Origin of the sequence: Neptunomonas sp., assembly GCF_016744175.1 — a bacterium.
Classification (GTDB): domain Bacteria; phylum Pseudomonadota; class Gammaproteobacteria; order Pseudomonadales; family Balneatricaceae; genus Neptunomonas.
The window spans coordinates 1-24155 of record NZ_JADGEV010000004.1 but is presented as its reverse complement, the minus strand read 5'-3'; the positions used below and the strand labels follow the sequence as shown (position 1 = coordinate 24155).

Below are 24155 nucleotides of genomic sequence, written 5' to 3'. Positions count from 1 at the left end.
ACCAAATGCAAAATATAAAAAAGATAATTTATAGCTGGATAAGTCAGCGCTATATGAACGGCTGCAGCAGCTATAACAATTTAGAAGTAAGAAAAAGCTGCCGCTCTAAAGAACAAGCTCGTGCTGTGTTTAGTCAAGGTAATGTTCCTCATGCCAAAGGACAAATATTCTTAAACCCAATGGCAGCACATCGTTTTGCCAAAGAACATGGCTTTCCTTTAGTCATCAAGCCCAATGTTAGTGGTTATTCTCGCGGCAGCTACTTTCCTATCAACAATTTCAAAGAACTATGGAAGGCTATTTTTCTAGCAAAAATTTGGTGGCCTACAACGGTAGTGGAGCAGTACTTAAAGGGGCATAACTACCGTGTAGTAGCCATTAAAGGGGAACTCATGTCAGTAATTGAGCGTTACCCGCCAACAATTACTGGTGACGGCATACACACAGTTAGCGAACTTATTGATGAAGAAAATGCTATTCGAAAAGCAATGGAGCTGCACCCTTGCATCTATCCCATTGAAAAGAATGAGCAAACCATTAACTATATAAAGAAAAGTAAATACACGCTAGAAAGCATTCCAGAAGAAGGCAAAGATGTTGTCCTTTTTTACCGAATATCATTAGCGCCAGGCGGCACCGTCCGAACTATTGATAAAGAGACTATTCCAGAAGACAACAAACAGCTTTTTTTAGATGTATTAAATATGTTCGATGCCAACATACTGGGCATCGATGTTATTTTCGAAAAAGGGATCAATCATTCTTATCAAGATCAAAAATGTATTTTTTTAGAAGTAAACTCACGTCCTTATTTGAAAATGCATGATTATCCACGCTACGGTAAAAAAGAAGATTTAAGCCCATACTTTAGTAAGCTCGATCAAATAGAAATCAGCAACGCAGATATTTTCTAATGAAAACCGTATCTTCGAGCTTTTTTCAGTTTGCAGGCGTCCACTCATTTCTGATTGGATTACTGCCCTTCTTTATTCCCGTGCTGCTACTGAAGCAAGGTGTATCAATTGAAGGAATTGCGTTGTTTATTGCTCTCACCGGATTCGGGTTTATTGTTTCACTGAAAATATGGGAAGCTCTATTTAATCAGTCTCAGTGGCGCTGGATTGTTGCTTTATCTTTTATTAGCGAAGTCTTTCTTGTAGGCGTTTTACTCTTTAGTGACTCGCCTATTTCGTGGGCCATTGCTGCATTATTTAATGGTGTATATAACTGCTTCTACTGGACAACACAAAGAATGCTGTTCAGTACCATGACATCGGATTCAAACAAACGTAACAACCAGACCTCACCCACAAACGATACAGGAAAGCAATTTGGTAACTTCCAAATTTTAGTGGTTGTTGTCTTGAAACTAGGGATTTTAGTCGGCGCCTTTATGCTAGAAGACAATCTAAAGCATTCGTTATGGCTAGTCAGTTCTATTATATCGTTAGCAGGCCTTATCTGGTTTTTTCAGCCAAGCCGAATGAGCACTTTCTTTACCATTAGCCAAGTTCTGCCTGTAAAAATAGGCACGACAGAATCAAAAAAAACATCCCTCTTTCGCTTCAAGGACTCTCACAACTCCTCCGTTGTGTTTTACCTTGACGGCGTATTTCTTTTCCTTGAAAGTTATTTTTGGGTAGTCTCTCTATTTTTGATTTCTCAGGAAAACGTTAAAGAATTAGGCGTTATTATTGTTACACTTACCGTTTTGTTGTCCGTTATTTTCTATGTATTAAAAAACAAAATTGATAGCCTTGACCGTAACAAAGTGTATACATTTGCCGTTATTTTTTATGCTTTATCTTGGTGGCTGCGCAGCTTATTAGACCCGTCATTACCAAATCACATGATCTACCCTGCCATCTTATTAATCGCATTTTTAACGACATTCTTCCGGTTAAGCTTTAACAAACGTTTTTTTGACCATGCAAGAGAGCAACGCCCTTTAAACTACTTGCTAGCGAAGAGCTACCTATCTCAAACAGGCATTGTTATATTTTATTCGGTTGCAGCACTGCTTGCTTCTTACTTCTCAGACATTCAGTCCTCATTAGCAACCTTGTATTTAGTTTTAACCCCTATCGCATTGATCTATATGGTTTATACAGCCCCTAAGGAGTCCAGCATTAGCACCAGTGCTGTAGCTAATGCATCATTAAGAACATCCAAAACTTAACGCCCTCTTAATTTATAAAGACTCGTTTAACGGTAGAATTTCATGCAGAAAGTAATTGATAGCAGTATAGAAATATTTGATCAGCTTAATGACTTTATTGAGAGTATTAATGATAGCGTTTATCAAGATAACTCATCGAATTTATTTGAAAGTAGTATTGGTCAGCATCTTAGACACATCCTAGATATTTATCATGCGCTTATCAGAAACATGGAAGATGATGTTGTAGATTATGACATCCGTCTACGAGGTAGCTTGGTAGAAACAAATCGACATAGTGCCTTATGTACACTGAATGATATAAGAGCATGGCTTGTTGCCTTAAGCCCCGAAACAATAAACCGACATGTTAAAATTAAGACAGAAATAGCTATCTCTGAACAACACAGTTCGTTACTAGAAACCTCATTTGGAAGAGAACTATTTTTTGCATCCAACCATACTATTCATCATTTAGCTTTAATGGTGACGATTGCAAAAGTACAGGGGTACAGCATAGGTAACCATTATGGTGTTGCACCCGCTACGGCAACCTACAACCGTGAGCAGGCCCAGTCTTAGTGTGCACCGTTAGCTGGCTAATCAATCAGAATGGTTATCATCTTTTTTTTAACCGTGATGAACAACGAAGCCGTAGCAAGGCACTCCCTCCAAGTCATTATGAGACAAACAATGTTACCGCGCTAATGCCGCTAGACCCCGATGGGGACGGTAGCTGGATTTCCGTAAATGAGTGGGGTTTTAGCCTTTGTTTATTAAACTTTTACCAAGGTGATATACCAAGAGGGCCTTTGAGCAGTCGTGGGCATCTATTGAAATCACTCTCCTACTTAAATACCATTAGTGCATTCACTACAGAAATAGAATGTCTCAATCTTAATTGCTACGCCCCCTTTACAATTCTTGCTTTTGAACGGTCATTTGATGGGGCCGACATTAAACGCTATCAATGGGACGGTAAAAAACTTTTAACGTTAAACGTTAGTAGCCCGCTAACCTCCTCTTCTGTTGAGTTTGAGAAAGTTTCAGCTACACGTATTAATAGGTACACATCATCAACTTCAATGAATACTGCACAACAACACATTGAATACCACCAAGGACATCACCCCACAAAAGGGCATCAATCAGTTTGCATGCACCGGCGTGATGCAAAAACGGTTAGCTTCAGTCACATTTTAGTGACCAACGAATACGCAAGTTTTGATTATCAAAACGGCTCCCCCTGCCTGTTAATGTCGCACACAGAACAGGAAAATGCGCATAACATAAAAGTAGCGTTAAGAAGTACTCACTAGAGAGTCATGTTCAGTCAGAAAATAAGCCCTAAATTTATCATAGGGCTTATTAAATTTTGTTTAGCGAAGATATGACTCAAAGTCGCTTTGAGTCATATTAAGTATGATGAATTACAAAAGACGCGCAATATGTTTTTCACGTGCACCAGATGCCGGGTGGCTAGAGAGCATGCTGCTTTTCCCACCATCCATCTTCTGGAATTTTTCCATTACACTCAAACCTGCGCGCGGATTAAATCCATACTTTTTCATAAACTTAACCGCGTAAGTATCTGAATCAGTTTCTTGCGATTGTGAAAACTGAGCATTGACTAGCTTTTCACCTAGTGCTCCAAGCTGAGAACCCGAAAGTCTTGCTACGTCTCCGCCCTGACTTGCAGCGCCTTTACGCAATGCAGAAGTTGCATATGCTGTGCGCATTGCTTTAAGCGAATGTCCTAATTTAACATGGCCAATTTCATGACCAATAACAAAACGCAGCTCATCATCAGTCAGCTTATTCATTAACCCCTGATAAACTCGTACTGTTCCGTTAGCCATGGCAAACGCATTCATTTCATTACTTCCGTACACTTTAAAATTAAGTGCTAGACCATCTTCATTACGGAATTTCTTAACTAAACGTGTAAGTCGTTTACTGTGCTTACTAGAAGCGGACAACACTTTATTAGTTTGGTCCATTTGCTGAGTCGCCCGAGCTGCAAGTGCTTTCGCATCACTTTCAGAGAGAGTAACCGCTTTAAAAGCATCCATTCCTGCGCCAAGAGATGCCGTGTTTAGATTTCCATTGATACACCCTGTAACAGACCCACTCAATACAACGATTGCTGCGAGTGACATTAACCCCTTTTTCATATACTTCCTTATATTTCGTCCATAAATTGAGCTGCGATTATACAAGCATAAAAAAAATATAAAACCTCGCAAACCCTACTAATTCACCCGAAAGCCAAACCTGTTTTTCACTGGTTTTCAGTTTCATTTCATAAAAGAGTATTAATATTCACCTTAATAATTATTTTTGAGGCTCTATACTTATACAGAGCACGGATTTAGACAGACAAAACAACAGGGGAATAATAATATGAAACCCAGTACCTACCTCAAAGCAGGGTTAGTTCTATCCATCAGCACCTTAATTGTTGCTTGCGCTTCCGCACCAGATTATTCAGGTAACACCGACAGTCGGTGGGCAAATTTCAAAAACTGGACAAAAATTACAGAAAACAGAACCGGAACCGGAGACCCTACTGGTTTTGTCAGCGGCGTCCATAAGGGGCGAGATGGCTACCGAGATGTCTATGTTAATGATATTGGTAAAGCCGTTATTCTAGGTAGCGCACCTTATAACTACCCAGCAGGTACCGTTATTGTAAAAGAGCAATTTGATAACCTTGCCGCCTTTAAAGCACAAAAACCGACAGATTTAACAATTATGGTTAAACTACAAGATGGCGCGACGCCTGATGCTAAAAACTGGGGCTGGGTTGCAGGTTATAATGGAAAATTAGAAGAAACGAATGCTTTTTGTAGCGGCTGCCACTCTATAGCCACACAAAATGATTTTGTCTTCACTAACGAAGACTTCCTTAGAAAACATTATTAAGAGTGACACATTACCTTATTTCGCTAATAGGCCAATGTCTTAACTGGCTTTAAAGTGAAATAAGGGCCAAAAAGCCACTCACGTTACATACTATGCGCTTGAGTCAAAGAACCAATTAAGGATAAACAGGATGATAAAATATTTAATGGCTCTAGCATTAATGTTTGCTAGTTTTGGGAGTATTGCTGCAGAGCCCGTTAGTAAAAGTTACTGGGGATCCAAAGCGATTGGCGGGCACGATACTGTTGAATACCATTCTGATGACGTACGCACCCAACATAAAGAAGTCATTGGTAAAAAACGCTTTGTAGTTAAGTGGAATAATGCTGAGTGGCTATTTGCCTCTCAAGCGTCAGCAGATAAATTTGCAGCTGACCCTGAACGTTACCGCCCTCTCTATAACGGTTTCTGTTCTAATGCTTTGAGCTTAGGTGAAGGATTAATCTCTACCGACGGCACTGTATGGGAGTTCTTTGGCGAGAACCTACATCTTTTTTACGCTGAAAGAGGTCGGCAACGGTGGTTAAGTGGTGATTGGCAAGCTTATAAAAAAGAAGCTGATCATGCTTGGCTAACTCTAAATACGCAATAAACAATATTTACTTGCTCTGTCTCTTATGAGGTTAAAGCAATTTAGCCTCGAATTTCCCCATACGACTTCCTTCTAACTTAATCTTTAGCTATCAATTATGCCCATATGAGTGTGATTCACGTTAAATTGAATTGAACTCAGTAAATCTAATCGTAATTTGCTTTATCATATGCACTTTTATTATTGGTATTGGATTAGATTCGATGGCTCAGACGATCACACAACAACTCGAAGCAGCACTCAAACAACGCATCATGATTCTTGATGGAGGTATGGGTACGATGATCCAGGGCTACCAACTGGAAGAAGCTGACTATCGTGGTGAACGCTTTGCAGACTGGGCCTCCGATGTTAAAGGCAACAATGACTTATTGGTATTAACTCAACCAAAGATCATTAAAGACATTCATCGTGATTACCTTGATGCCGGTGCAGACATTGTTGAAACCAATACCTTTAACGCAACACAGATTGCCATGGCTGATTACAACATGGAATCTCTCAGCCGTGAGATTAACGTAGAAGCTGCAAGACTTGCTCGCGCAGCATGTGATGAGATTGAACGAGAAACACCAGACCGGCCTCGCTATGTTGCTGGTGTGCTAGGCCCTACAAACCGCACATGCTCCATATCACCGGATGTAAACGACCCTGGGTATCGTAATGTATCTTTTGATGAGCTTGTTGAAGCCTACACTGAATCTATTGATGGCTTGATCGAAGGTGGCTCAGACATCATCTTGATCGAAACAGTATTTGATACGCTTAACGCTAAAGCCGCTATCTATGCCGTTGAACAGTACTTTGATGATCATAATATACGCTTGCCTGTAATGATCTCAGGAACCATTACAGACGCATCAGGGCGTACCTTATCTGGCCAAACGACAGAAGCCTTCTGGAATTCGGTTAGTCATGCTAATCCGATTGCGATCGGCCTTAACTGTGCTCTTGGACCTAAAGAACTACGCCAGTATATTGAAGAGCTTTCCCGTATCGCACAATGTCATGTATCTGTTCACCCCAACGCCGGTTTACCGAATGCTTTTGGCGAGTATGATGAATCTCCAGAGGAGATGGCCGATGAGATTGGTGAGTGGGCTAGTTCAGGTTTTGTGAATATTGTGGGTGGTTGCTGTGGTACTACACCAGAACATATTCGTGTGATTCGTGACTCTATAGAGAAGCACCCTCCTCGCCAAATTCCCGACTTGCCGGTCGAAATGCGTTTAGCGGGTTTAGAGCCTATGCATGTGGGCGCTGATACCTTGTTTGTTAACGTTGGGGAGCGAACTAACGTTACCGGGTCAGCCGTCTTCAAACGCCTCATTAAAGAAGGCGATTATGAAACGGCGCTAGCTGTTGCACGTCAACAAGTTGAAAACGGTGCTCAAATCATCGATATCAACATGGACGAAGGCATGCTTGATTCAGAAGCGGCGATGGAACGTTTCTTAAAACTAATTGCCTCTGAGCCTGATATTTCTCGTGTTCCTATCATGATTGATTCTTCCAAATGGGAAGTAATCGAAACAGGCCTTAAATGTATTCAAGGCAAAGGGATTGTAAACTCTATCTCGATGAAAGAAGGTGTCGAGAAGTTTAAGCACCAAGCTAAGCTAGTACGACGCTACGGTGCTGCCGTTATCGTTATGGCGTTCGATGAAGTGGGACAGGCAGATACTCGCGAGCGGAAAATCGAAATCTGTGCGGAGTCTTATCGCATATTAGTCGATGAAGTCGGTTTTCCACCTGAAGATATCATCTTTGATCCTAATATTTTTGCGGTCGCTACCGGTATAGAAGAACACAACAACTACGCCCTTGATTTTATTGAAGCCACTGGTTGGATCAAAGAGAACCTACCTTACGCAAAAATATCGGGTGGTGTATCTAACGTTTCTTTTTCGTTTCGCGGTAACAACCCAGTACGCGAAGCCATTCACTGTGTGTTTCTTTACCATGCCATTCAACAAGGAATGGATATGGGTATTGTTAACGCAGGTCAGCTTGCAATTTATGATGACCTACCAGAAGAGCTCAAAGAGTTAGTAGAGGACGTTATTCAGAATCGTCGTGAAGACTCGACTGAGCGTCTGCTGGCAGTTGCTGATAAATACCGCGGTGATGGTTCGGAAGAAAAAGCACCTGAAACTCAAGAGTGGCGCTCTTGGGAAGTAAATAAACGTTTATCGCATGCACTGGTCAAAGGAATCACCGACTTTATCGATGACGATGTTGAAGAATGTCGCCAGAATTATGAGCGCCCAATTCAAGTGATCGAAGGCCCACTAATGGATGGTATGGGCATTGTCGGCGACCTATTTGGATCAGGGAAAATGTTTCTGCCTCAGGTCGTTAAGTCTGCTCGCGTAATGAAAAAAGCAGTGGCGTACCTAATGCCATTTATCGAAGCCAGTAAAGCCGACAACGAATCGAGCTCTGCCGGTAAAGTAGTCATGGCAACCGTTAAAGGCGATGTGCATGACATCGGTAAAAATATTGTTGGGGTTGTTCTTCAGTGTAATAACTTTGAGATAATTGATCTCGGCGTTATGGTATCTGCAGAAAAGATTCTTACTACTGCACGCGAATCCAATGCAGACTTAATTGGTCTTTCAGGTTTGATCACACCCTCTCTCGATGAGATGGTGCATGTTGCCAAAGAGATGGAGCGACAAGGCTTTAGTATCCCCTTGATGATTGGCGGCGCTACTACATCAAAAGCACATACCTCGGTTAAAATTGAGCCAGCTTATAAACGTGACCAAGTAGTACATGTCACCAATGCATCACGCGCTGTTGGCGTGGCTTCTGCATTGCTCTCAAAAGAAAGAAAACAAAGCTATATCAATGAGATAAAGGAAGATTATCAAGCAGTACGTGAACGCCATGCCGCTCGTCAAAATGAGAAACGCCGGATCGGTTTAGAAGCGGCTCGCGCTAATAAACTAAAGATTGCTTGGGAAAATTATACGCCTCCAATCCCTCAGCAATTAGGTGTACACGTTCTAGAAAATCTCGACCTAAATATTTTACGTGACTATATCGACTGGAGCCCCTTCTTCCATTCATGGGAACTAGCCGGTCGCTACCCGCGTATTTTAAACGATGAGATAATTGGCAAAGAAGCCACAAAGCTATTTGCCGACGCTCAACTGATGCTTGATGATCTGATCAACAACAATAAGCTGCATGCGCGTGCAGTTTATGGGTTGTTCCCGGCCAATAGCATTGGCGACGATGATATCGAGCTCTATACCGATGAAACACGTTCAGAAGTGTTAATGACTCTGCATCATTTACGCCAGCAGACAGAGAAAATTGCCGGCAAACCTCACATGTGCCTAACTGATTTTATCGCACCTAAAGAGAGCGGAAAAGCTGATTACTTTGGTGCGTTTGCAGTCACTACTGGATTTGGTGTTGATGAACTGGCTGCGGTGTACGAAGCGGATCATGATGATTACAACAGCATTATGGTGAAAGCATTAGCAGACCGTTTAGCTGAAGCTTTTGCTGAGTATCTTCACGCACTGGTGCGTAAAGAGACATGGGGCTACAGTGCGAATGAAAACCTCGATAATGAATCACTGATAAAAGAAAAGTACCAAGGTATTCGCCCAGCACCTGGCTACCCTGCCTGCCCGGATCACACAGAAAAAGGCTTATTGTGGGAATTGCTGGATGTAGAGGCCCGTACGGGAATTACCATCACTGAGTCTTATGCAATGCTACCAACAGCAGCGGTGAGTGGTTGGTACTTTAGCCATCCCGACTCACAGTATTTTGGGGTAGCAAAAATTGGTGAAGATCAGGTTGAAAGCTACGCTAAGCGTACGGGTATGGAGATGGCACATGCTGAACGTTGGTTGTCACCAAACTTAGGGTACGAGCCTGAGGAGGGCTAGTATTGATTAATGCGCGCTCTTGAGCGCGCATTAATTAAGAGGTAGGCAAAGGCTAGCGCTTAGTTGCCTATCTCTTTTGAAACTGTTTAAAGCACCTTATAACTACAGCTTATGAAAGGCTTTCAAGAATTCATTTTTAGATTGCATAAACTTTTGGTGTTCAGGGTGGTTAAGAGGACGAGTATCCTCTTCAAACGCCGGAGCCACATAACCCCAATTTGAGTTACGCGCAAAAATAACAACAACATCGACGTTGCTGCCATTCCATTTATTATGCATAACATGATCATCACCTGAAGCTTCAACAGTCTTAATTTGAATGCGGTGATAATTAGGGCCATCTGAAATAAGAATATCAGTCTGATGACCATTATCTAATACGGGGGAGAAAACCTGCCAACCGTCTTGCATCAACCAACTAACTACTCGACTTTCAAACGACATATTTATCATCGTTTGATGAGTGCCTTCTTTCGTTTCAGTCATACGTCTTGGCATATTAACTCCGACTAATGCATTAGGTGCTACGTGAGGTGTATTGCTCAGACAATACCATTATTGCCTGTGTTGCCAATACATTTAGTTTATCGCCTCCTTCTTGAGCATATGCTATAAGCTCTTCTTTCATGGAACGAGCCCAGAATTTTTTTATATGCGTTGCGATAAACTCAATGGACTCAGCATCTGTATCTAGGTGGTTATTATCAGCAATTTGGTTTGCCATGATAATTAGCTGATCTAACTGCGAGTGACTCATATTCTGTTTGCTCCAACTGCCAATCTTAAATAATAAATAGAGAAATTTTGCTGGGCCATTAATCATTTGATTCTACTGGCTCAGGGCTATTCATTGGCTCAGGACTGTAACCCACATGCCGTTGCGGGCGGGCAAAGCCAATGAGCTGCAAACCGGCTTCTCTGGCCAAACGCAGGGCAAGCCCCGTCGGCGCAGAAACGGCTACAAGCGTGTTAATACCTACGGCGGTTATTTTCTGTACCATTTCGTAGCTGGCACGGCTTGATATCAGCACAAACCCTTGCTTCATATCGATGCCCTCACGCACTAATGCACCAATAAGCTTATCCAGCGCATTGTGGCGACCCACATCCTCACGAACCATTAATATATCGCCCTGTTTGTTGCACCAAGCTGCACCATGGCAAGCACCGGTAAGCGCTTGCTGTGGTTGGTTCTCATCTAATTTGAGCACTGCGTTTTGAATGGCTTCATCAGTGACTTTACTTGGGCTTTTCAGCACCTTAATAGGTCGTACCGCCTGCTCTAGAGATTCAGCACCGCACAAGCCGCACCCTGTACGGCCTGTTAGGTTTCGTCGCTGCTGTTTCAGCTGCATCATACGCCCAGAAGCAATGTCCATCTGCACCTCAACACCCGTATCGTGTTGTTGTAGCTCAATGTCATATAGCTCATCAGCACTTGTCAAAATACCTTCTGTAATACTGAAGCCTAACGCAAAATCCTTTAAATCATTTGGGCTGGTCATCATAACGACATGTGAAATGCCGTTATAGACCAAAGCAACCGCCACTTCTTCAGCGACATTGTCGTGAGCAAGACTTTGAACTCCCCGCTCCCAGCGGCTAACAGAAATACTGGCTTGCAGACTAATTTCCGGTTTTGATTCTGCGCTAGGCTCACTGCCCTTATAAACGACCATTTGCGGGCATGCAGCCATTACGGGCTGACCTCTTCAGTACGGCTGCGACGCCCCTTTTTAAGGTAATCTTGTTGCTTAGTATTAAAGTCTTCAAAGTTCTTTTGCCATTCAGACGGTTGCGTTACTTTCTCAACCTGTACTGCCGTGACCTTATATTCAGGGCAGTTAGTCGCCCAGTCCGAACTATCTGTCGTAATGACGTTAGCGCCACTGCCAGGGTGATGGAAGGTTGTATATACAACGCCGGGCTGCATACGCTCACTAATAACTGCGCGTAATACTGTTTGCCCTGCACGACTGCTAATACCTAACCAATCACCTTCATTAACGCCACGCTCTTCTGCGTCATGTGGATGAAGCTCCAAGACGTCTTCGTTGTGCCACGTCTGATTTTCTGTACGACGTGTTTGTGCGCCAACATTATATTGCGAAAGAATACGGCCCGTCGTCAACAACAACGGGAAGCGTCGCGTCGCGCGCTCATCGGTTGCGACATATTCCGTAATGGCCAAGTTACCTTTACCAATAGGAAAGTCTTCTACATGCATGATCGGCATCCCATCAGGGTGCTGATCATTACACGGCCATTGAATACTTCCGAGCTCTTCTAAACGCTCATAATTTACGCCAGTAAAGCTCGGTGTGAGGCTCGCAATTTCATCCATGATTTCAGATGGATGACTATAATTCATTTCATAACCTAACGCGTTAGACAGTGCTACTGTTACTTCCCAGTCTTCTTTCCCTGCTAAAGCAGGCATAACCTTGCGAACACGATTAATGCGACGCTCGGCATTGGTAAAGGTGCCGTTTTTCTCAAGGAATGTAGATCCCGGCAATAAAACATGGGCAAATTTTGCAGTTTCATTAAGGAATATATCCTGCACTATCACACAGTCCAGCGCTTTGAGTGCAGCTTCTACATGTTGTGTATTTGGGTCTGACTGTGCAATGTCTTCACCTTGTACATATAACGCTTTAAAGCTTCCAGCCAATGCGGCATCAAACATATTAGGTATACGCAAACCGGGTTCATCATCTAACTTAACACCCCATGCCGCTTCAAACCGGCCGCGTGCTTCATCATCAGCAACATGCTGATAGCCTGGCAACTCATGAGGGAAAGATCCCATATCACAAGAGCCCTGTACGTTATTTTGGCCACGCAGTGGGTTAACGCCTACACCTTCACGGCCAATGTTGCCAGTTGCTAATGCTAAATTTGCGATCCCCATAACCATGGTTGACCCTTGGCTATGCTCAGTTACACCTAATCCATAAAAAATCGCACCATTACCTGCATTGGCATACACGCGAGCTGCTTTTCGAACATCCTCCGCATCAACACCCGTAATGCTTTGCATGGCTTCTGGCGAGTTACGCTCTTCTGTAATGAATGCCTGCCATTTGATAAATGCTTTATCGTCACAGCGTGAGTCTATAAACGCTTTATCTTCAAGGCCTTCGCTCATAATGGTATGTGCAAGTGAGTTCACTAAAGCGACATTTGTACCTGGGCGCAACGGCAGATGTATCGCATCTTTGAGATGAGGCGTTTTTAGTAGATCAATTTTGCGTGGATCAGCAACAATTAACTTCGCACCTTCGCGCAAACGACGACGCATCATTGAGCCGAAAACTGGATGCGCATCGGTTGGGTTTGCGCCGATAACTAACATCGTATCGGTATATTTAATCGAATCGAAGGTTTGCGTCCCCGCAGATTCACCCAGTGTAGTCTTAAGACCGTAACCCGTAGGACTATGGCAAACACGCGCACAGGTATCTGTATTATTGTTACCAAACCCAGCTCGGATCAGCTTTTGTACTAAATAGGTTTCTTCGTTAGTACAACGTGAAGAAGTGATGCCACCAATGCTCTCACGACCATAGGTCGCTTGAACTTCTTTTAAGCGTTTTGCAGCAAAGCCAATCGCTTCTTCCCAGCTGACTTCACGCCATGCTTCGTTGATGCTATCGCGAATCATGGGGGTTTTAATGCGATCTTTATGTGTTGCATAACCAAAAGCAAAACGGCCTTTAACACACGAGTGCCCTTGGTTAGCTTCCCCACCTTTGTATGGCACCATGCGGATAACTTGGTCACCCTTCATATCGGCTTTAAAAGAACAGCCAACACCACAGTATGCACAGGTTGTCACAACGCTATGTTCGGGCTGTCCCATCTCTATGACATTGTTTTCCATCAAAGTTGAGGTTGGGCATGCTTGTACGCAAGCTCCACACGAGACGCAATCAGAATTAAGAAATGAGTCGTCCTGTCCTGCTGCAATTTTAGAGTCAAAACCGCGGCCATCGACCGTTAACGCAAATGTCCCTTGGACCTCTTCACAGGCACGAACGCAGCGCGAACAGACAATACATTTGCTAGGGTCAAAACTAAAATAAGGATTGGATAGATCTTTTTCTGCGTCTAGATGGTTATGGCCATCAAAGCCATAACGGACTTCTCTTAAGCCAACGGCGCCGGCCATATCCTGTAGTTCGCAGTCACCATTTGAAGGACAGGTTAGACAGTCCAATGGATGGTCTGAAATATACAGTTCCATGATATTACGGCGCAGCTTTGCAATTTTTTCGTTTTGTGTGACTACTTTCATTCCGGCATCAACCGGCGTAGTACAAGAAGCAGGATAGCCTCGACGGCCTTCAATCTGTACCGCACAAAGTCGGCATGACCCAAAAGCATCTAAGTTATCACTGGCACATAATTTAGGAATGTTGATATCAACCAATGCTGCGGCACGCAACACAGAAGTGCCTTCAGGCACTGTGACAGTAACACCATCAATATCAAGCGTAACTAGATTTTCAGAAACGCGTGCGGGTGTACCGTAATCTTTATTAGGATCAAAATGTTGCAACATGTTATTTAGCCTCCGCCTGAGCTGAAGAAGATGCATTGGCGAGTGCTATATCTTCTGAAAAGTATTGAAATGCACTTTTAACAGGGATCGGCGTCATGCTGCCCATGGCACATAAAGATCCATCAATCATGGTTTCACATAAGTCATCCAATAGTGCCAAATTGGCTTCTACATTATTGCCTGATCTTATTTTATCAATCACTTCAACACCGCGCGTCGAGCCTATTCGACAAGGTGTACATTTACCGCATGATTCTGCAACACAAAACTCCATAGAGAAACGTGCTTGCTCAGTCATATCAACTGATTCATCAAACACTACAATGCCACCATGTCCAAGCACTGCACCAATAGCCGAAAAGGCCTCATAATCTAGCGGCGTATCCCATTGACTCTCTGGTAGGTAAGCGCCTAATGGACCACCGACTTGAATTGCTCGCATTGGCAGCCCAGATTCGGTTTCTCCACCAAAATCATCAATGAGCTCTCGTAGTGTTGGACCAAACGCTAACTCAACTAGTCCACCTTGTTTAAGGTTTCCAGCTAGCTGGAAGGGTAACGTTCCGCGAGAGCGCCCCATGCCGCAATCAGCATAAGCTTGACTACCCTTATCCATAATAAAAGGTACAGCCGCCAACGACAGTACGTTATTAACGACCGTTGGTTTACCAAACAACCCTTCTATTGCAGGCAGTGGTGGTTTAAAGCGCACTAAACCACGCTTACCTTCAAGGCTTTCAAGCAAAGAGGTCTCTTCACCACAAATATAAGCAGCCGCGCCTAAGCGCACTTCTAAATCGAATACTTTGCCGCTTCCTTGAATATCATCACCTAGATAACCTGAGGCGTAAGCATTTGCAATGGCTTCATTCATCACTTGATGAGCGACAGGGTATTCAGAACGTAAGTAGATATACCCCTGCGTTGCACCAACCGCCAAGCCTGAAATGATCATCCCTTCCACTAGCATAAGCGGATCAGCTTCCATAACAAGGCGATCGGCAAATGTTCCTGAGTCTCCCTCGTCTGCATTACAGACAATATATTTCTGGTCAGCGCTGCAGTTGTGTACAGTTTGCCACTTAATACCTGTTGGGAATGCGGCACCACCACGACCACGCAACCCCGATGCTTTGACTTCATCAACAATAGCTTGACCGGGTAGTGTTAGGCTCTGCTCTAAACCTTTGAAGCCATCGTGTGCTTTGTAATCTTCAATAGAAACCGGATCGGTAATACCCGCACGGGCAAACGTTAAACGCTGCTGTTTTTTTAGATAGGGAATTTCTTCAGGATCTCCCAGTGCTAAAGGATGGCTAGTACTACCCTTGAAAAACTCCGCATCGAACAAAGCGGTAACATCACGCGCTTCTACAGGGCCGAAGGCAACACGTCCATGAGCTGTTTCTACCTCTACAAGAGGCTCAAGCCAGAACATGCCGCGTGAACCGTTACGAACAATCTCTATATCTAATTTGCGTTCCTGAGCTTCTTTTAGAATGGCTTTGACGACTCTCTCACCGCCTAGCGCTAGCGTAGTTGTATCACGTGGGATAAAAATTTTATGGCTCATTATCTTATCTCCAACGCAGTGGTTGTTAGCTCATCAACAAGGAGATCAAACTTTTCAGGTGTGATACGGCCTATTATATCGTCATCAACACGGATCGTTGGACCACAAGCACAGTTTCCTAAACAGTAAACTGGCTCCAAACTAAACTCTCTATCCAAGGTTGTATGGTGATAGTCGATACCTAATTTCTCTTTAACATGAGACTCAAGATTACGAGACCCTCGCGCCTGACAGGCTTCTGCACGACAAACTTCTAGCTTGATGCGCCCAGGAGGTGTTAAACGAAAATGATGATAAAAAGTAATAACGCCATGTATTTCAGCACGAGTCTGCTGTAGAGCATCAGCAATCATTGGCACTGAATCCGGTGGGATATAACCCAAAGCATTCTGTATGCCATGCAAAATGGGCAATAAAGCACCGGGTTTGTGTTGCAGCGATGCAATGATGCCCTGTACTGCCTGGGGATCCCATTTGGCCTTGTCACTCATACGTTTGGTACCTGCTCAGTTTCTGTCAAAAATCTTGTTATTAGGTCAATAGCTTTATTACAGACAGGCTTTCTTGTGGGGAGAATATTTCATAACTAAATCCCTATAAAACCACCGGTCATACTATCTACCTGATAAATTACCATTCCCAAGAGATACAAAAAATATGAATTTTTGTGCATATTATGATTTTATGTGAAAATACACTAATTAAACGCTGATAAATCGATAAATTATCATCATATATGCATTTAATTACCTATTTAAAACCACTTATTATTTAATAAATCTTGTAAGAATGAGATATGTAAATGACCGGTAAAAGAATACATATAGACCCTACTTGGGCATTCCGTGATGAGGCTGGAAATACATTAGATCCACAACTATTTCGTTTATTGGCAGCCATTCACTTACACAAAAAACTGACAGCCGCTGCTGAGTCTGCATGTATTTCTTACCGTCATGCTTGGAATATGCTCAATAAATGGGCTGACTTTTTTGGGGCTCCCTTGGTTAAACTCGAAAAAGGCAGAGGAGCAACACTGACTCCCTTAGGAGAAAAACTGCTGTGGGCCGAGCAGCGCGTGATGGCTCGTTTTCAGCCACAAATGGCTAACCTGGCATCAGAACTCAATGTAGAAATACAAAAAGTACTCGTTAATCTCACTCCCCTGCTGCGTATCCAAGCAAGCCACGGTTATGCCGTAGCCCTTTTGCCTGATGTTTGTGCCGGTTTACAGCTTGACCTGCAATACAGCAGCCCCTTAGAGGCGCTGACTGCACTCAACCGTGATGCTTGCGATATTGCAGGATTTCATATGCCTGCCGGTGTTGTTATCCCCTCTCTTATTGAACGCTATCAGCAACTTTTAAAGCCCCGCTCTCACAAAATCATTCGTTTTATATCACGCCAGCAAGGGTTAATGATCAAAAAAGACAATCCCTTAAACATCCACTCAATACACGATTTAAAACACAAAGATATAAGGTTTATTAATCGTCAAGAAGACTCAGGCACACGTGCATTATTGGATCAACTTATTACTAATGAGGGCATTTCTGCCGAAAATATCCAAGGTTATAACAATCGCGAGTTCACTCATTCAGCGGTGGCTGCGTATATTGCTGCAGGTATGGCTGATGTGGGCTTTGGTGTTGAGCAAGCAGCGCATCAATTTGGGCTAGGATTTATTCCTATATGTAGCGAAGATTATGTGTTTGTTTGTCACCAAAAAAGCCTTCAAAAGGCCGCTGTGAGCCAATTCATAGAGATCATAAAAAGTGATCTATTCAATAATAAAGTGCAGAACCTTGCAGGCTATAAAAGTGAGCTAAGCGGCAAAATAGAAGATTTATCAGTCTTTATGCCACGTTAAAAAAATTAAACACCCTGAAAGGTATGTGCTTTTTCTGGGGTGCTTGACTAGGCATGCCCTATTTATCTATTTACGATACAAATAAAGACTTTCTACACTCAATCGTTGCCCGGAAGCAGCTCGCTCTTTATCTGGTAACACATCCATGCTTGGCCAAATACCTGTCAGCAAAGCATCTTTATAGCCAGTATTTAAGCCTTCTCTTTGCATAGTATCGGCGGTTGACTGTGCGTCATATGGCAAGCGGCGCCACTCAACGTTCAAGCCATCTTGTGCAGATGTCACCAGCATAAACCAGCCGTCTTGAGTAGCATCGTTAGCGGGCATCCCAATAACTCCGGCATTTAGCCACGTTTTGTTTTGCGAGCGCTTACCAAATGGGATTCCGCAATGACCACCAAAGACGATATCAACACCCGCTTTATCTAATTGCTGAACGATTTCCTTATCATCAGAGGTGTAGATGAACTGATTAATCTGATCAACTCCACCGTGTATTGCCTCGCAACGAAACCCTGAAAAATTAAACTCAATAGAACGAGGCAGCGCTTTCATCCACTGTTTATTCGCTACGCTAATTCGGGGCTTGGAAAAGTTAAACCAGCCTTCTGAGAGTAAATCACAAGCAGTCCCCTCCTCAAAGCCACAGCCACAATCGTCTGCATCATTGCCGAATGACTCTTCGCAGTTCCCCATAACCACAGCAATTTTCCAGTTTTTAATTAAATCTATTGTTTCTTGAGGTGAGGCGCAATAAGCAACAAGGTCTCCTGTGCACAGAATATTACTTGGCGGAATGCTTAACCGCTGAGCTTCATCAATTAATGCTTTAGTGGCTTGAACATTACTATAAGCCCCTCCAAAAACAAGAAGAGGGTGTGTTGATGTTGGGGTAAATATTGTCATTATACTGCTACTTCTACACGTTGTTTTTGTGAATTACTTAATGAACCTAGCCAGAAGAACAAGCAACCAGCTATTAAGATTGAAGCCGAAATAAACAATAATTTAGTGTACTTATGATATTCACCAAGTAGCTGTGTATGCCCTGCTGACTCAACAAAATAGAGCGTTGCTCCCGTTAATGCGAGCATGAATGTGGCCAGATAACTCCATACTGGAATATCAGTTTTTCCGCCCCATAAAGAGAAGAAAATAACCGGTGCAAGATACATAGAAGCTGTACCGCTCACAGCAACGGCACTAAACAGATCTTTATTGCCTAAGAAAACACATAGCAACCCAACCAGCATAAAGGTAGCCATCGTCATCCGACCATTTTTCACATTAGGTGTGACCCATTTCATATCAACAGCGACCAATTTTGATGAACTCGATAGCGTACTATCTAATGTAGACATAGCTGAAATCACTAGCATTACATTGAATAGCAACATGGGAGCCTCACCCAGAATACGCAGTAAAACAGTATTCATAGCTTCTCCAGATTCTGCTTGAGCACCGGCTATTACGCCGAAAGATCCGAAAAGAGTAATACATATGACGCTGATCCATGCTGCATGCAAAAAGCTTTTTCGTGTGGTGTCTCGATCAGCCAAAAAGCCGCGATCCATCATGACAGGGTCATGCATTGGGTAACTCCATACTTGCAGCAAAGCGACCAGCAATAAAATAGGGCCAGGATCAGAGATTTCAAAAGGCTTAAACAGTAAGTTGTCTAACGTGGCGTTACCACTGCCGATAACTAAGATGGTGAGTGCAACCAATACAATAAGAAACAGTATCATCTGCATGAGATCTGTACGCAAAGAGGCATGCAAGCCTCCCAACATTGAATAAACAAGCGTAACAACGGCAAAGGCAATAACGGCAAACATGTACGAACTGCTGCCAGCAACACCAAATAAAATGCCTATAACCAGAATGTTAGCAAAAATTTCACTGACTAGCCGGATTCCAACAACAAAGTTATAGCAGCGGGCACCCCAAGCGCCAAAACGATCATCTAGAAACGCCTGAATGCTACTGAAGCCGTGTTGAAAACGTACCGAGTCAATAATTTTAGCGCCGGTAAGAAATGATAAATAGTATGCGGCATAGGCTAATGTGCCCCAAACCCCATAATAGAAACCTAGGATTGCAGCATTAAGTAAGGAGCGTGCAAAAATCCATGTTGTCACTTGTGAAAAGATAAGGAGCAATAGCCCGGGTTGTTCGCCTGTTGGAGATAACCCTTTAAAAAATGCCCCGTCACTTTTCGCTTTTGGCGATAGCAGTAGAGAGAGTACAGCAACAAAACCAACAGCAATGGCGAGCGATTGCTCCATAAAATCTCCTTATTGGGGCTAAATTACCCCCTTTGGATGATGTGATTACATGAACGTTTTTTAGTTCCGTTAAGCGATTAAGATTATGTTTTTTATGAGATTAACGAATAACAAGACAGATTTCGTCTTGAAGCGTCTCAATGAATAGGGAATATCCTCTTAACAAAACTTTACATTTCTTAGCAATACTATAACTGACAGTAGTAACTATTAAGGGATATTCTGAGAATAGCACCTAAATACCTAGGTGCTATTAGTAAGGAGGTAACCATTATGCGTAGCATATACAATTTACCTTATCGCTTAAGCATTACTTTATTTATTTCACTGTTGATGGTTGTGCCTGCAAGGGCCGAGGTTGATATTGTAACCAACGGCGCACTGAATTTTTTCTTCTCACATGGAGCCATATCTATTTCGCTGGGAACGCCCATTTACCTACATAGCGATCGAGAAATACGCCGCTCATCTAGATATCAGCAGCATCACTATTCTCATCAAAACTACTCAAGCACTTATCTCGTTACGAAGAGACCACTTAAACGATCCTATAAACACTATCCTTATTCACCCAGAGTGAAATATCAAACACGCAATAACAGAGAACACAACAAGAAAGGATATAAGCAGCAATATTGGCAGTACCATAGGAATGATGCACACAGACCTATTAGAGCGAGGAAGTATTCCAACTATGAAAAAAAGCATAAGTACTTTCGAAGTAAAGAATACCGTTAGAAATAATTAAAGAAAGCAACCGCTGAGTGCCCCTTCCTTGTGTTATCCATTAACACTAAAAGTGTCATTTCCAGTATAAGTCGGCATGAAATCCGTATAAGTTTGCATAATTTGCACAAAAAAACTGCATAAGCATTATTTTTTGTAGTAATACTACGAAGATGGTGGCAGTGCTATGTATCGACGTAATCTTAAACATTCTCGCGTAAAAAACCTTTTTAAGTTTGCCAGTCTTAAAATGGATAGCGTTATGACCGTTGACTCCCAAGACCCCTTGCCTAGCTATCTAAATTCCTAAAGCAAACGGTAGAGCATGGCATCTTTCGATCCGAAGCTGACATTATTGCCTGTATCAGAAAGATGGTTGTAACCTTAAATTCGATGCTCAGAGACGGTGTCATGTGAGATGCGCCAAAAGCCTAAGTTAGCTATTGAAGCCATAGTTTCTTGTTATAATTCACTTATCCCATGTAGTTTACTAATAAACTCTTTGTCAGAGTCTAAGGTAAAACATTTATGCAACTCATTATTAATATAATTTTTACTAGAAACTTCGGGGGAGTAACTCTTAACTAAAAAAGCAACTTGTTGAAATTTATCTGCAGAATATGTGCTCATTTCGACAATCCCGGATGTGATCTTTTTAATGTCATTGGTATTAATGTCTTGGGACTTGAAGTACCAAAAAAAGCAATTAGCTTTAGCGAACTCTAAAAGATCTTTGTTTTCCTGTAAGGGTTTGGTTGTACTACAAGATGAAAGAGTAAATACACCAATCACTAAAACTAATAATTGAAGGTGTCTCATTGCGGTGTTTCCCAAAAATGTACTTTATGTGAAATACTACCATAACCTTTAAATACACATTTATTACCATCCCATAAATCAGCGTGACCTGTTGCATCAGACCAGCCATTAACTTCATAGACAATTATACCTTTACGGTTTTTTAACTTTGATATGTGTTCAGAAGGGGAATAACTGTCAGGCTTACCGTATTTTTCTGTAAGGTACTTAGTCAATATTTTTACCCTAAAAATATACCATCTCTTGTTTTTACCCGAAGAAACCTGTCCCTCAAATTTTCCGTTAGGGCCAATCGCTTTGTAGAAAGGGATTAAGTGCAATCCGCCAGAGCCATTTAATGCTTTTGAGACTCTTGTTGCACATGCATTTCCAAAAATACCCATATCAAAATTCAGTTCAACTTTACCTCCTATTTGTTTAAACACCGTAGGGGCTGGTTGTGCTGGATAATGTGATTTTAGAATATTCCATTTTGGTAGTTTATTCAAAACTTACTCCTTTAAGTTTGTGTGAATTATAACGCCGCCAGCATGGGCATGAACTAATGAGGTGAAAGCCCTCTGCAGGAAGGTCACCATCCATAGCGATTTATATCGCCATTAGATGTTAACTACTAGCGAATGGCAAGGGCTTAACCGTGAGGTTTGGTCCGGAGGAAGCCGGACGCACCAAGAATAGGCCCTTCGAAGGGAAACTGCGAGCTGATGAACAAAAACATCATATGAGGCGTAGGCTGGAGGCGAGTTGGCACAAGACGACGAAGCCATGTGATCTAACGGCCTCCGTAAATGATGCGGTTGCGAGCCCGAGCGAAGTGACAAAGTACTCTTGGGGTGCAGGGACAGTTCATGCTCTTATCTGGGGAGATCTACTTAACAAGCGATCGGTAAATTACCAGTTCTCAGCCACTGGTTTCAACAGGCTCTGCAAGCAGGCCTCATCACCCTGCTTGAGCAAACGCGATGAAAACCGATAGCGTTTTGTGGGGCAACCCGCTGAGTGATTAAGCAGAAGTCAGCAGACGGCATAGTAGCCAAACGCTCACCGTAATGGGTGAGATAGGGTGAAGGCCCGAACCTGAAAATCAATGAGGAGCCTGCGCAGCTCAACTGTTTCATGCCCGATCGGGTTGAGAAACATTGGCGCAAAAGCAGAAACCAGCATTGGAGTTAGTCGGAGCTAATCGGCCAGCTTACTTTAAATATTTTCAGGAAACGCCCTGTGCGGATGTGTGCTTGCATACCCGAAGGGGGTACAGGGTGTTGTGGGGGCTGAGGGTTAGAGACCCTCGGCTACCTGATTACAAACAAGGCTCATGCGAAGAACTCTATTACCAACTTATCTTCAGCAACTATATGGTCAGTGATATGATAAACATCTTTGATCCAATGATGCAGAAGCGCCTCTTCGCGGTTAACAATTTTGCCGAGGAACTCTACATGACTCCAAGGCGATTCTTCTTTATCGGTAACTGTTACTGCCCAGTTGTCATCGTTGTCCCAAATATTGACGGCAAAGGCTGTACGCATTTCGGGCTCACCACCTTCACCCCACTCACCCAAGCCGATTAATGAGTAAGCGACTTTATCCTCATGCCCTTCGGTAAACAAAATATAATATACAGCGAACGCATCACCATCTTGGTACACAAACCGAGTTAATTGAGTAGTAGTGTTTCCGCAACATTCACACTTCTCATGTTTGGGTTCTTCAAATTCAATTTCTATCATTGCTCAACACTTATAGACATAATGGGCCGAACTACGCAGTAGTGAAAGTCCAGCCCACCGGCTCTTTTGTGGGCAAGCATTGATGTACTGGTTAAGTTTCTGTCGCATTGGAACACCTATACCAACCCAAATAATTTTGGAATTAAATTACTAAAACCACTTTGAAACCAAAGCGGATAACCCAAAATACCAACTAATAAGCCCCAGAATAAACCAAACCAAACTGTATTTTCAGGTAAATCTAGCTTTGGCCAAATTACACCTCTTCGAGCAAACTGAATTACTACAAAGAAAAGCACTATTTCAATAAGTACCCAGCTTGAAAATAAAGCTATAACTAAAGCAATACCAAGTGCTGCGATTACCGATTGCTTTCGAGGCTTCACAATATTCCTTATTGAAACTTAACGCCAGTAACAGCGGGCGTGTTTTAAGTTGTTTGAACGAAGTGAAAGCAGCTTAAAACCGCTCCGGCTTCTTGCTTTTGTTAAGTGATTTCTAGAGGTTTTCATAGATTAAACCACCAAGTTTTATAGCTTCTTCGCCCTCTGCAATGTCATCCCAGTCACCTGTTGGTACAAACCATAACTTTGCCCGTTTACGTGCAGCAAATAGTTTAATCCACGCAATAGGGTTTTGAGTACCATTCTCAATCGATTTGGACAAAGAATCTAGCTCGGACGCGAACTGCTCAACGCTAGAGAACGTAGAAAACACACAGTCAAACTGACCATCTACAAGAAGCTTAGATGCAGCTCTTAAATTAGTGATTAAACTCTGATCCTTGAGATTCATGGTTTCACTTAACGCTTCAAACACCGGATTGGGAAAGTTGGCGGTTTTTTTGCGCTTTTTGCAAAAAAAGTGACAGCTTTACCAAATCCGAGTGCTTTGACTTGTTAACTTCTGGAACTGACATCTTACACTAGTTCCATTTCAGCAGAAGACAATGACAAGCTGTGACTTTCAGTTTGGCCATCTCCACGATCCCACCAT

General features: G+C 42.7%; 21 protein-coding genes. 8 read left to right on the top strand and 13 right to left on the bottom strand.

Annotated features, from left to right (window positions below; translation table 11 throughout):
• Positions 1–5 precede the first annotated feature (5 nt).
• The 4 genes from QZZ55_RS02535 to QZZ55_RS02520 are packed head-to-tail and all read left to right on the top strand — an operon-like array spanning position 6 to position 3477.
• Complete coding sequence (locus QZZ55_RS02535; protein ID WP_293264986.1) at positions 6–914, top strand: cyanophycin synthetase; 909 nt, start codon at positions 6–8, stop codon at positions 912–914.
• A complete protein-coding gene (locus QZZ55_RS02530; protein ID WP_293264984.1) occupies positions 914–2179 on the top strand; it encodes a hypothetical protein in 1266 nt (421 codons plus the stop codon). The genes QZZ55_RS02535 and QZZ55_RS02530 overlap by 1 nt, the downstream gene beginning before the upstream one ends.
• A 42-nt stretch (positions 2180–2221) precedes the next feature.
• Positions 2222–2740 (top strand): DinB family protein, encoded by a 519-nt coding sequence (locus QZZ55_RS02525; protein WP_293264982.1) that lies wholly within the window; start codon positions 2222–2224, stop codon positions 2738–2740.
• Positions 2740–3477: an NRDE family protein gene (locus QZZ55_RS02520; RefSeq protein ID WP_293264980.1), complete on the top strand. Its 738-nt coding sequence runs from the start codon at positions 2740–2742 to the stop codon at positions 3475–3477. Before QZZ55_RS02525 ends, QZZ55_RS02520 begins: the two co-directional genes overlap by 1 nt.
• 111 nt (positions 3478–3588) lie before the next feature.
• Here QZZ55_RS02520 and QZZ55_RS02515 read toward each other — a convergent pair whose 3' ends face one another.
• Positions 3589–4332 (bottom strand): M48 family metallopeptidase, encoded by a 744-nt coding sequence (locus QZZ55_RS02515; RefSeq protein WP_293264978.1) that lies wholly within the window; start codon positions 4330–4332, stop codon positions 3589–3591.
• A gap of 229 nt (positions 4333–4561) precedes the next feature.
• On the opposite strand from QZZ55_RS02515, the gene QZZ55_RS02510 reads away from it, so the two are divergent.
• The 3 genes from QZZ55_RS02510 to metH all read left to right on the top strand — a co-directional run bounded on the left by QZZ55_RS02510 (position 4562) and on the right by metH (position 9586).
• On the top strand, positions 4562–5083 hold the full coding sequence (locus QZZ55_RS02510; protein WP_293264976.1) for a cytochrome P460 family protein: 522 nt from the start codon (positions 4562–4564) through the stop codon (positions 5081–5083).
• Between the two features lie 130 nt (positions 5084–5213).
• On the top strand, positions 5214–5675 hold the full coding sequence (locus QZZ55_RS02505; RefSeq protein WP_293264974.1) for a YHS domain-containing (seleno)protein: 462 nt from the start codon (positions 5214–5216) through the stop codon (positions 5673–5675).
• Positions 5676–5878: 203 nt separating this feature from the next.
• The gene (gene metH / locus QZZ55_RS02500) at positions 5879–9586 is read left to right on the top strand and encodes a methionine synthase (protein WP_293264972.1); all 3708 of its coding nucleotides are present in this window, start codon (positions 5879–5881) and stop codon (positions 9584–9586) included.
• 102 nt (positions 9587–9688) lie between these two features.
• On the opposite strand, the gene QZZ55_RS02495 is transcribed toward metH, so the two are convergent.
• From QZZ55_RS02495 to QZZ55_RS02470, 6 genes are read right to left on the bottom strand one after another with little or no spacing between them, the layout of a single operon-like run.
• The gene (locus QZZ55_RS02495) at positions 9689–10084 is read right to left on the bottom strand and encodes a hypothetical protein (RefSeq protein WP_293264970.1); all 396 of its coding nucleotides are present in this window, start codon (positions 10082–10084) and stop codon (positions 9689–9691) included.
• A 19-nt stretch (positions 10085–10103) separates the two neighbouring features.
• On the bottom strand, positions 10104–10343 hold the full coding sequence (locus tag QZZ55_RS02490) for a formate dehydrogenase subunit delta (RefSeq protein ID WP_293264968.1): 240 nt from the start codon (positions 10341–10343) through the stop codon (positions 10104–10106).
• A gap of 58 nt (positions 10344–10401) precedes the next feature.
• Positions 10402–11283 carry a formate dehydrogenase accessory sulfurtransferase FdhD gene (gene fdhD / locus QZZ55_RS02485; RefSeq protein WP_293264966.1) on the bottom strand — a complete coding sequence of 294 codons (882 nt, stop codon included), beginning with the start codon at positions 11281–11283 and terminating at the stop codon, positions 10402–10404.
• Positions 11283–14153 carry a formate dehydrogenase subunit alpha gene (fdhF, locus tag QZZ55_RS02480; protein ID WP_293264964.1) on the bottom strand — a complete coding sequence of 957 codons (2871 nt, stop codon included), beginning with the start codon at positions 14151–14153 and terminating at the stop codon, positions 11283–11285. The genes fdhD and fdhF overlap by 1 nt, the downstream gene beginning before the upstream one ends.
• Position 14154: 1 nt before the next feature.
• The gene (locus tag QZZ55_RS02475; protein ID WP_293264962.1) at positions 14155–15726 is read right to left on the bottom strand and encodes a formate dehydrogenase beta subunit; all 1572 of its coding nucleotides are present in this window, start codon (positions 15724–15726) and stop codon (positions 14155–14157) included.
• Positions 15726–16217 carry a formate dehydrogenase subunit gamma gene (locus QZZ55_RS02470; protein WP_293264960.1) on the bottom strand — a complete coding sequence of 164 codons (492 nt, stop codon included), beginning with the start codon at positions 16215–16217 and terminating at the stop codon, positions 15726–15728. The genes QZZ55_RS02475 and QZZ55_RS02470 overlap by 1 nt, the downstream gene beginning before the upstream one ends.
• A 311-nt stretch (positions 16218–16528) precedes the next feature.
• Between QZZ55_RS02470 and QZZ55_RS02465 the strand changes: the two genes are divergently transcribed.
• Positions 16529–17596 carry a substrate-binding domain-containing protein gene (locus tag QZZ55_RS02465; RefSeq protein WP_293264958.1) on the top strand — a complete coding sequence of 356 codons (1068 nt, stop codon included), beginning with the start codon at positions 16529–16531 and terminating at the stop codon, positions 17594–17596.
• Positions 17597–17662: 66 nt separating this feature from the next.
• On the opposite strand, the gene QZZ55_RS02460 is transcribed toward QZZ55_RS02465, so the two are convergent.
• From QZZ55_RS02460 to QZZ55_RS02435, 6 genes are all read right to left on the bottom strand, one after another.
• Positions 17663–18502 (bottom strand): metallophosphoesterase family protein, encoded by an 840-nt coding sequence (locus QZZ55_RS02460; protein WP_293264956.1) that lies wholly within the window; start codon positions 18500–18502, stop codon positions 17663–17665.
• Entirely contained in the window at positions 18502–19884 is a 1383-nt protein-coding gene (locus QZZ55_RS02455) for a sodium:proline symporter (RefSeq protein WP_293264954.1), read from the bottom strand. Before QZZ55_RS02455 ends, QZZ55_RS02460 begins: the two co-directional genes overlap by 1 nt.
• Positions 19885–21425: 1541 nt before the next feature.
• Positions 21426–21917: a type VI secretion system amidase effector protein Tae4 gene (locus QZZ55_RS02450; protein ID WP_293264952.1), complete on the bottom strand. Its 492-nt coding sequence runs from the start codon at positions 21915–21917 to the stop codon at positions 21426–21428.
• An 825-nt stretch (positions 21918–22742) separates the two neighbouring features.
• The gene (locus QZZ55_RS02445; protein ID WP_293264950.1) at positions 22743–23159 is read right to left on the bottom strand and encodes a hypothetical protein; all 417 of its coding nucleotides are present in this window, start codon (positions 23157–23159) and stop codon (positions 22743–22745) included.
• A gap of 116 nt (positions 23160–23275) precedes the next feature.
• Complete coding sequence (locus QZZ55_RS02440; RefSeq protein ID WP_293264948.1) at positions 23276–23545, bottom strand: hypothetical protein; 270 nt, start codon at positions 23543–23545, stop codon at positions 23276–23278.
• A 112-nt stretch (positions 23546–23657) separates the two neighbouring features.
• Positions 23658–23954, bottom strand: coding sequence for a hypothetical protein (locus QZZ55_RS02435; RefSeq protein WP_293264946.1), 297 nt, complete (start codon positions 23952–23954; stop codon positions 23658–23660).
• Between the last annotated feature and the right edge of the window lie 201 nt (positions 23955–24155).